Consider the following 6,702-nt stretch of genomic DNA (forward strand, 5'->3'; position numbering starts at 1 on the left):
CAGCTTCACTGCTTCCTTTATATCACCTTTTACTATGGATATTTTATCTTCCAAACAGTTAAGTTTAACACTTCTATCTGCCATTTCTACACTTTCTTCTTGAATCTCCAGCCCAGTAAAATGATTACCTTTTGTTTTTGCTTCCAATAGTATTGGAATAATTCCTGTACCAGTACCCAAGTCAAGAACTGTTTCTTTTTCTTTAATAACTGCAAAACCAGTCAATAGTACAGCATCTATTCCAAAGCAGAACTTACCAGTATTTTGTATTATCCTATATCCATTTCTATGAAGCTCATCTATTCTTTCGCCTTTTTTAAGTTCCATTATATCTACTCTCTCTTCATTTTACCTTCTTTACGTTCTAGATTCTGTAATTCTTTTAATTCTTTTTCTTCTTCCTCTGAAATAACTTCATTAATATTAGCATTAGTACATTTTTTACAAGGTTTACCAACTTTAAACTTTAATTCATTTGCTTTATATTGTAATATTTCTGGATCTCCATCATCTTTTCTAACAACCAATCTTACTAGCTGTCTAAGAACATTTACACTAAGTACTTCTCCTTTTTGTCCCTCTGGTGTGATTACCTTATCTCCCACATTTGGTAAGTGTTTATTAAGATATTCATATGTTGACTCTTCGTATTTAAGGCAGCACATCAACCTTCCACAAACTCCAGATATCTTAGTTGGATTGAGAGATAAATTCTGCTCTTTAGCCATTTTTATTGATACTGGCTGAAATTCACATAGATGTGTATGGCAGCAAAGAGGTCTTCCACAGATACCGATACTACCTATCATCTTTGTCTCATCTCTAACACCGATTTGCCTTAATTCTATTCTTGTTTTAAATATTGCAGCCAAATCTTTAACTAATTCTCTGAAATCAATTCTGCCATCAGCTGTAAAATAGAATAATACTTTATTATTATCAAAAGTATACTCTACATCAATGAGTTTCATCCCTAAACCATGTTTGCTGATTTTCTTGACACAGATATCAAAAGCTTCTTTTTCTTTTGACCTATTCTTTTCTTCCTTTTTATCGTCCTCTGGTGTTGTAATCCTTATAACGCTTTTTAGTGGCTGTATTATTTCATCATCAGTCACTTCCTTGATTCCTATTACAACATGCCCATATTCTATACCTCTAACTGTCTCTACGATGACATTTTGTCCCTGTTTTATATCTAAGTTATTAGGATCAAAATAATATATCTTACCTGCCTTCCTGAACCTGACGCCGATTACTTTTATCATATTAATTCTCCTTTGTTTGTAATATCATCATCTCTATAACTAATCTGAAATTTGCATTTTGTTTCAATAAATTTTTAGCTTTATTAATATTCTCAATCATTATACTTATTCTATTATACGATAAAACCTGTGCTTGTTTCAACAGCGTTCTATATTTATCTCTATTAATTATATACATCTCATCATTTATCTTTTTTACAATGAGCAAATCTCTGAACCAAGTCATAAGTAAATCTAGAAAATCCTCTATATCATCTTTATAATCCTCAAATTTCTGACTTACTTCTAATAGTTGGTAATCATCACCATTAATTATACTATCTACAATCTTTATCATACTTTCTCTCATATCAAAAAATTCTGTAGATGATGCTAATTCTTTCGCTTTACCTATTATCCCCTGAGCAAAAGAAGTTATTAACTCACTTCTATAATCTGATATTTCCAGTTCTTCTATGACATAATTCATAACTTTATCAGGCATAATAGGTTTTAATTTTAAAACAACACATCTTGATAATATCGTAATTAAAAATTTATTTATATTATTAGATAGTAAAAGTATTACCACATATGAAGGTGGCTCTTCAATTGTCTTCAATAAAGCATTCTGTGCCTGCTCTGTCATAGTATCTGCATTATCCACAATATAGATTTTATAGGAATGCTGATAAGGCTTAATATTTATATCTTGATTAATCTGTTCCCTTATATCATCAACACCAATACCTGTTTTTTTGGTCTGTTCTACATATATTACATCTGGATTGTTCAATGAATCAAAAGTCCGACAAGATATACATTCATCACATGGTGAAATTCCTTTTTTCTGGCATTGAAGTGTTTTAGCAAAAGTATTAGCAATAAGTTTCTTGCCAATTCCCTTTTCACCATCAATTATATATGCATGGGATATTTTATTAGTCTTGATAGCACTTTGTAAGTGTTTTATTATTTCATTATGCCCAACTATTTCATCAAAAGTATACATTTATATTCCCTTCCTGATAAACTATCTTAAATTCATCTCTAAATATTATTATACACTGTTTTAGAACATAATTTATAGGATTTTTTATAATTAGTCTATATTTTATGGGTTTATCTATTATTATTAACATAATCTCATTTATTTAAAAAAGTTATCCCCAATATGATAAATTAAAAAAGCTGTCTCAATATACATTTTATGTTAATAGACCTTAAGAATAACCAACAAAAATGTTTATGAGACAACTCTTTTATTTTTATAGGATAAAACCCCAAATTAGTTTATGGATAAAAATATATTTATCATGTCATTATATCTAATAATAGTCCCCTTATCTCATCTACATGTCCTAGTATATTAAGATTATTTTTTTCTTCCTGAATTAATTCTTTTGCTAGATCATCCAGATTTCTATCCACTAATTTGACTATACCGTATACTCTATGCCTTCCACGTCTGTCTAGAAAATTTTCTCTTGAGAATTTGTGAGAGTGGGTTACTACTTCATTAACAAAGTCTTTGATTAATTCTCTATATTTTTTCATATCTTTTACATCCATATGCTTAGCAATTTTCTTACCTTGCTCTGTTATGTCATTAATCATCATATTCAACTTTTCTTGTAGTGATGATTCATCTATTTTGCTAAGTAATGTAAATTTGAATTCTTTATTGTTATTATTATCAATCCTATTAATATTATCATTCATATCTGGCATTTTCACGGTATTTACTTTTAAATCCATAGCAATATCCCCCATCTAGAAATTATTTATCTTTTGTATCAGTTATTTATAAACTTTTATAATTTGTAATATTGGTCTACATCAATGACAAATACTGTTGCTCCTCCAACTGTTACTTCAATTGGATATGGTAAATATCCATCTGGCATACCAGCTACTGGTGGATTCAGTAGTGACATTTGTTTATTGGTTTTACACTCTTTTTTTATAATCTCTATTACTTCGTCAACTTTTTCTTTTGGCACACCTATGAGTATTGTAGTATTGCCAGTTTTTAAGAAACCGCCTGTACTAGCTAATTTAGTAGCCATAAATCCTGCTTTATTAAGTCCTTCAGTTAATCTGTGAGAGTCTTCATCATGAATTACTGCTATGATTAATTTCATAGTATCACTCCTAAAAATTTAATTTTTATAAGATAAAATGAATAAACAATCTATAGGCTATTAATTTATTATATTATATGATTAATATCGGATAAATATAGATTTTTGTTTAGAATATGGAGATATTATAATAACTCTTTTATAATCAATTAATATTTTTTAGATATTTATTTATTATAATTATACCTATTATTGATAATGTGTTCAATAGTATTTATTATTTCCCTATGGATATTTTCTACAGATTCTGATGCATCGATTTTTTTAATTCTATCAGAATGAAGTTCAGCTAATTTTCTATAACCTTCGCTAACATTTTTATGAAAATCAAATTTTTGTAATTCCAATCTGTCTAATTCTCTTTGATCCTTTTTACGCTTCAATCCTTCTTCAGCATCAATGTCTAATAGAATCGTTATATCTGGTTCTAACCCACCTGTTGCATATTTATTGATTTGTTCTACGTTATCTATACCTAGACCTCTAGCATGTCCTTGATACACTACTGATGAATCTACAAATCTATCACATATAACTATTTTGCCCTCATCCAATAATGGTTTTATATATTGCTCAACGTGCTGTGCTCTTGAAGCAGCATATAAAAGTGTCTCTGTCATATCTGACATCTCCATAAAATCCTTATTCAATATTATATCTCTTATAGATTCACTTATAACTGTACCACCTGGTTCTCTTGTAAATACAAATTCATAATTATGATTTTCCAAATAACTTTTTAACTTATCTATCTGAGTTGATTTACCTGAGCCATCTGCTCCTTCTATGCTAATAAATAATCCTTTCATTTTACACCTCTTCAATTATATTAATTGTTCTAAATTCCTTATTACATAGCCCCATTATTTCTATACCCAATTCCAGATATTTGTTGATTAGATTGATATTGTCTTCTATGATTATTTCTCCTGGAACAATTAAAGGTATTCCTGGTGGAAAAGGTATAATAAAATCCCCTGATATCTTATTCACAGCATTTTCTAATTTTATTTCAACCTTGTTTTTATTAAAAGCATCCTTTGGGGTATAATGTATTCGGGCATTATTTATTATATCATATTTATTACCGTTTATTTGCTTTTTTCTTAACTTACTATCTATTTCTGTGAGTGATTTCACTAATTTTTTAAACCCATATTTACTATCGCATATTGAAGTCATTGCAATAATATGATTAATACCACTTAACTCTACTTGTATATTATATTTGTCACGGAGTATTTCATCAAGTTGTGTCCCTGTAATATCGGCATGTGTACAATCTATAACTATTTTGGAGTAATCCATAGCTGCTATTTCCTTGCTGCCAATTATTTCATTATCAATAAGCTGTAAATTTTTTAATTGAGCCTTTAATCTATGCCTGCAATTCTTTAAGTATTTGACATATGAACTAAATAATTTATTGCCTCTTGTGTCAATTATATTTCTGCAGTTATCTAGACTAGTCATTAATACATATGAGGGGCTACTGGTCTGGAAGATAGATAGAGCATTTTGTAATCTATTAGTATCTATCCTATCATTCTTAATATGCAGCATAGCAGTCTGAGTAATTGATGGTAGGGTTTTATGGGCACTCTGAATAACTATATCTGCACCTTGTTGTAATGAAGTCTCTGGAAAATAGTTGTGGAATCTAAAATGTGAACCATGTGCTTCATCAACCATTAATATCTTATTATATTTATGGGTTATTTTTGATATTGCGGCTATGTTGGATACATAACCTTCATAAGTAGGACTTGTAATAATTATCATCTTAATATGAGGGTTATTCTTTATTTTTTCTTCAATCTCAGTTGGATTAATTCCTCCGATTAGACCGTTATCTAATACTTTGGGATAAATATATATGGGTACCAAATTATTTATTAATATAGCATTATAAACTGATTTATGGCTATTCCTAGCAATTAATACTTGGTCTTTTTCTTTACATATGGAAGTTATAGCAGAAATAATACCTCCAGTACTACCATTAACTAAGAAATAAGTTTTATCTGCACCAAAAGTCTCTGCTGCTTTTAATTGGGCTTCATATATTATACCAGAAGGGTCATGCAGATTGTCTGTTCCTCTTACTTCTGTTACATCTATCTTAGCTATATTTTTTAAATTAAATTTTTTCCCTAATTTATGTCCTGGCATATGAAAAGGATAAATTTTTTTCTTATATTTAATAAGGTGATTATAGAGTGTTTTTTTTTCCATTCAAATTCTCCTATTCATTCAGTAAAGGATTTTTATTCTAATTATATTTATCAACAGAAAAGATGAATTTTATATAAAATTGTTAACAGTTTTAAGTTTTTTATAAATAATCTGTTGATAACATTTATTTTATTGTTATCGTAGTTGTTCTTATATTATATTAGACTATTTTATTATACTAAAAAATCGCCTATAAATATAGACGATTTTTTAAGTGAGCCACCCGGGACTCGAACCCGGGACACCTGGATTAAAAGTCCAGTGCTCTAGCCGACTGAGCTAGTGGCCCAAATTTTATAAAGTTTTTATGGTGCCCAGAGGCGGAATCGAACCACCGACACGAGGATTTTCAGTCCTCTGCTCTACCGACTGAGCTATCTGGGCATATTGGTTGCGGAGAAAGGATTTGAACCTCTGACCTTCGGGTTATGAGCCCGACGAGCTACCAGACTGCTCCACTCCGCGTTATTATTAATAGTAAATATGTTACTATTAATTCAGTGGAGGGAGAAGGATTCGAACCTTCGAAGGCGGAGCCAACAGATTTACAGTCTGCCCCCTTTGGCCACTCGGGAACCCCTCCATTGCAAGCCGACGATCGGACTTGAACCGATAACCTGCTGATTACAAGTCAGCTGCTCTGCCAATTGAGCCACGTCGGCACATATTTATTTTCATCCACTTTATAATATTTTTTGTTATTTTTATAAAAATTATTCTATTATAATCTTTATAATATATGTAAATACTAATGGATTATTTGCTTTATGCACGTTACCGTGCTATATAAAATTCCTAACTTATTGTAAAGGAATTTGATTTAGTGGGCGCAACAGGGCTCGAACCTGTGACCCCCTGCTTGTAAGGCAGGTGCTCTCCCAGCTGAGCTATGCGCCCTGGGAATAAATATTATATAAATCTATTAGTTTTACAACTAACGACCCAGAAGGGACTCGAACCCTCGACCTCCGGCGTGACAGGCCGGCGTTCTAACCAACTGAACCACTGGGCCACATTTATAAACATTCAAAACAACACATTGTGAACAACAAATTATCTTATCAACCTCTGCAAAG

The 6,702-nt window shown here is 30.6% G+C and carries 7 protein-coding genes and 7 tRNA genes; all 14 read right to left on the minus strand.

Annotation, left to right across the window (positions count from 1 at the left end; translation table 11 throughout):
• The coding region (locus AACQ14_RS22390; protein ID WP_339365781.1) for a methyltransferase at positions 1–327 on the minus strand (327 nt) is incomplete at its 3' end.
• Positions 328–332: 5 nt separating this feature from the next.
• Positions 333–1,268, minus strand: coding sequence for a PSP1 domain-containing protein (locus AACQ14_RS22395; RefSeq protein WP_339365782.1), 936 nt, complete (start codon positions 1,266–1,268; stop codon positions 333–335).
• Between the two features lies 1 nt (position 1,269).
• A complete protein-coding gene (locus AACQ14_RS22400; protein ID WP_339365783.1) occupies positions 1,270–2,259 on the minus strand; it encodes a DNA polymerase III subunit in 990 nt (329 codons plus the stop codon).
• 302 nt (positions 2,260–2,561) lie between these two features.
• Positions 2,562–3,005: a YaaR family protein gene (locus AACQ14_RS22405; protein ID WP_423248005.1), complete on the minus strand. Its 444-nt coding sequence runs from the start codon at positions 3,003–3,005 to the stop codon at positions 2,562–2,564.
• A 56-nt stretch (positions 3,006–3,061) separates the two neighbouring features.
• On the minus strand, positions 3,062–3,391 hold the full coding sequence (locus tag AACQ14_RS22410) for a cyclic-di-AMP receptor (RefSeq protein WP_113672985.1): 330 nt from the start codon (positions 3,389–3,391) through the stop codon (positions 3,062–3,064).
• Between the two features lie 167 nt (positions 3,392–3,558).
• Positions 3,559–4,200 carry a dTMP kinase gene (tmk, locus tag AACQ14_RS22415; protein WP_339365784.1) on the minus strand — a complete coding sequence of 214 codons (642 nt, stop codon included), beginning with the start codon at positions 4,198–4,200 and terminating at the stop codon, positions 3,559–3,561.
• A gap of 1 nt (position 4,201) precedes the next feature.
• Entirely contained in the window at positions 4,202–5,626 is a 1,425-nt protein-coding gene (locus tag AACQ14_RS22420) for an aminotransferase class I/II-fold pyridoxal phosphate-dependent enzyme (protein ID WP_339365785.1), read from the minus strand.
• 215 nt (positions 5,627–5,841) lie between these two features.
• Positions 5,842–5,915: transfer RNA gene (locus AACQ14_RS22425), tRNA-Lys, on the minus strand.
• A gap of 19 nt (positions 5,916–5,934) precedes the next feature.
• Positions 5,935–6,010, minus strand: a tRNA-Phe gene (locus AACQ14_RS22430).
• Between the two features lie 4 nt (positions 6,011–6,014).
• Positions 6,015–6,091: transfer RNA gene (locus tag AACQ14_RS22435), tRNA-Met, on the minus strand.
• Between the two features lie 36 nt (positions 6,092–6,127).
• Positions 6,128–6,209 (minus strand) — tRNA-Tyr (locus AACQ14_RS22440).
• Between the two features lie 6 nt (positions 6,210–6,215).
• Positions 6,216–6,288 (minus strand) — tRNA-Thr (locus AACQ14_RS22445).
• Between the two features lie 162 nt (positions 6,289–6,450).
• Positions 6,451–6,523: transfer RNA gene (locus tag AACQ14_RS22450), tRNA-Val, on the minus strand.
• Positions 6,524–6,564: 41 nt separating this feature from the next.
• Positions 6,565–6,638: transfer RNA gene (locus tag AACQ14_RS22455), tRNA-Asp, on the minus strand.
• Between the last annotated feature and the right edge of the window lie 64 nt (positions 6,639–6,702).

The sequence above is a fragment of the Vallitalea maricola genome, assembly GCF_036985595.1.
Classification (GTDB): Bacteria; Bacillota; Clostridia; order Lachnospirales; family Vallitaleaceae; genus Vallitalea; species Vallitalea maricola.

Bases quoted from the DNA above. Each gene is read 5' to 3' on its own strand.
- AACQ14_RS22395 (WP_339365782.1), bottom strand. From the start codon at position 1,268: ATGATAAAAGTAATCGGCGTCAGGTTCAGGAAGGCAGGTAAGATATAT.
- AACQ14_RS22400 (WP_339365783.1), bottom strand. From the start codon at position 2,259: ATGTATACTTTTGATGAAATAGTTGGGCATAATGAAATAATAAAACAC.
- AACQ14_RS22405 (WP_423248005.1), bottom strand. From the start codon at position 3,005: ATGGATTTAAAAGTAAATACCGTGAAAATGCCAGATATGAATGATAAT.
- AACQ14_RS22410 (WP_113672985.1), bottom strand. From the start codon at position 3,391: ATGAAATTAATCATAGCAGTAATTCATGATGAAGACTCTCACAGATTA.
- tmk (WP_339365784.1), bottom strand. From the start codon at position 4,200: ATGAAAGGATTATTTATTAGCATAGAAGGAGCAGATGGCTCAGGTAAA.
- AACQ14_RS22420 (WP_339365785.1), bottom strand. From the start codon at position 5,626: ATGGAAAAAAAAACACTCTATAATCACCTTATTAAATATAAGAAAAAA.